The 2,145-nt window shown below is 75.4% G+C and carries 1 protein-coding gene and 1 pseudogene; one reads left to right on the plus strand and one right to left on the minus strand.

Going from position 1 to position 2,145, the window contains the following annotated elements; genetic code table 11:
- Positions 1-1,009 (minus strand): annotated as a pseudogene (locus KS423_RS44065) (hypothetical protein); the annotation flags it as partial.
- Between the two features lie 298 nt (positions 1,010-1,307).
- Here KS423_RS44065 and KS423_RS44070 point away from each other — a divergent pair.
- Positions 1,308-2,048 (plus strand): GPP34 family phosphoprotein, encoded by a 741-nt coding sequence (locus tag KS423_RS44070; RefSeq protein ID WP_224285301.1) that lies wholly within the window; start codon positions 1,308-1,310, stop codon positions 2,046-2,048.
- Positions 2,049-2,145 lie beyond the last annotated feature (97 nt).

The following is a 2,145-nucleotide window of genomic DNA, read 5'->3' on the forward strand; positions in this document are numbered from 1 at the left end:
GCACGGGGGCGGGCACCGGAGTCGGCTTCGGCAGCGGCGCCGGACCGGGGGTCGGCTCGGGCTCGGGGACGGGCCTGGGCTCCGGACGCGGCTCGGGCTTCGGCTCCGGCACGGTGCCGGCCGCGGGAGCGCGCAGCGACGCGGGCTTCTCCGGCTTCTCGGCCTGACCCGACTGCTGACCAGGCTGCCCGGTCTTGGTCAGCGCGAGGGTGACGGCACCGTTGGCGGGAGCGTCCTCCGCGCCGGTGTCCCCGGCGTCGCCGGTGGCCTCCGGGTCGTCCCCGGTCCCGGCGTCTTCGGCCTTCCCGGCCTGTTCGGCCTGCTCCGTCCCGTCGGCCTGGTCGGCCTCGTCAGCCTCATCGGCCGCTGCGCCGGTCGCCTTCGCGGCCGGTGCGGCCGCCGGCTCGGCGCCGCCCCCGGAGCCGGTCTCCCCGGCCGGTCCGGCGGCCTTCTCCCCGGCCTTCGCCGCCACCGCGACATCCGTCCGCATGGCGAGACGCGGGTCGGCGGCGACCGGACGCCCGGCGGGCTCGGTCACCTCTGCGGTTTCCGACGAGGACTCCTTCTTCTCGTCCTCACCTTCGGAACTCCCCGCGCCGGCAGCCTTCACCAGCTCCTCGGGCAGCCGCAGCGCGGTGGTCTTGTTGTCCACCGGCAGCCGCAGCATCGTCGTCCTGCTGTCCACATCCCGGACGCGGAGCTGCACGGTCGAGCCGCCCTTGGGCGCTGCCGCCGGAGCGTCGGCGGACGCCTCCGGGGCCGCCTCTCCGGAGGGCTCCTCGGGGCCGTCCGAGGAGGAGTCGGACGAGGTGTCAGGCGAGGTGTCAGACGAGGTGCCGGAGGAGGCCTCGGCGGTCGCCTCGGCGGCGGCTGACGCCCCGCCGGCCTCCGGACCGGAGCCGCCCTCGGCCGGCTCGGCACCGCCGGCCGCCGGACCGGTCCGTTCGCGTTCGCGGTCCCGCTGCCGCCCCTCGCCGTCCCTCAGCACCCTGTCGGGGGACTCGCCCACGTATCCCAGCCTCCTCAACGCCCGGCGGGGCACCGGCGAACCCGATTTCGGGAAGCCGACGCCCCGCCCCGTGTACCTGTACAGTCTCCGCCACCGGCGGCCGTTCCGACCGCGCACACCCCGCCCGACCGGCGCTTATTGTCGCCGCCCGGCCACACCGCGGTCTGTTCACCGCTCAGACGCAAGGCCTGCCGCCACCGGTTCCGCGCCTTCACCGCAAGGTCACGATTCGGAGGCGTACTCGACAAGCCCGTGTGAGAGGCGTCACCCTGTCTCTCATCCACGCGGGGAGGCTTGGATGGGCAAGAGCCGCAGAACTGTTCCCGAGGAACTCTTGCTGCTCGCTTTGGACCCGACCACGGGTACCACGGCGCAGCCGCAGACCCTCGACCTCGGACTCGCCGGGGCGCAGCTCGTCGAGCTGTCCCTGGCCGGACGGATCGTACCGGAGGGAGACCGGATCGCCGTCGTGCTCGCACGGCCGACCGGCGACCCGACCCTTGACCACGCACTGGAACTGCTGCGCCGTCGCGGCAGTCCGGTCCGCGCGGCGCACTGGATCGGCGGGCCCCGGCTGGGGCTGCGGCAGACCTATCTGGCGCACCTGGAGCGCTGCGGCATGGTCACGGCCGTGCCGGGCCAGGTGTGCGGGGTGCTGCCGACGACCCGGTACCAGGCGTCCGACGACTGCACCAACGCCGCGATCAAGCAACGGCTGGACACCGCGATCCGCACCGGTGTTCCGCCGGACCCGCGGACGGCCGCGCTGGCGGCGCTCGCCCACTCGGTCGGGCTGGGCAAACACCTGTACCCGGGCAACGAGGGCCGCTCCTCGCGGTCGCGGCTGCGCGACCTGATCCGGTACGACCCGCTGGGCGGGATGGTCGCGCACGCCGTGATGGACGTGCAGAACGGCCTGCCGGCGCAGCAGAACCGTTCTTCCCAGGGTTCCGGGGCCGCTGTCGGCCGTCCCGGCGCCCGTACGGCGGGCCGGGGTTCGGGCGGGCGGGTCCCCGCCTCCCGGGTCGGCGTCCGCTGACCGGGGAGGCCAGGAGGGCCGCGGAAGCCCGGAGGATCGCCGGGGCCTGAACGGTCCGCACGGCCGGGCGGGCAGCCACCACGGCGCCCGACGCCAC

This window comes from Streptomyces sp. LS1784 (genome assembly GCF_020103755.1).
Lineage (GTDB): Bacteria > Actinomycetota > Actinomycetes > Streptomycetales > Streptomycetaceae > Kitasatospora.

Excerpts from the sequence above, each read along its gene's own strand:
- KS423_RS44070 (WP_224285301.1), top strand. The coding sequence starts at position 1,308 with ATGGGCAAGAGCCGCAGAACTGTTCCCGAGGAACTCTTGCTGCTCGCT.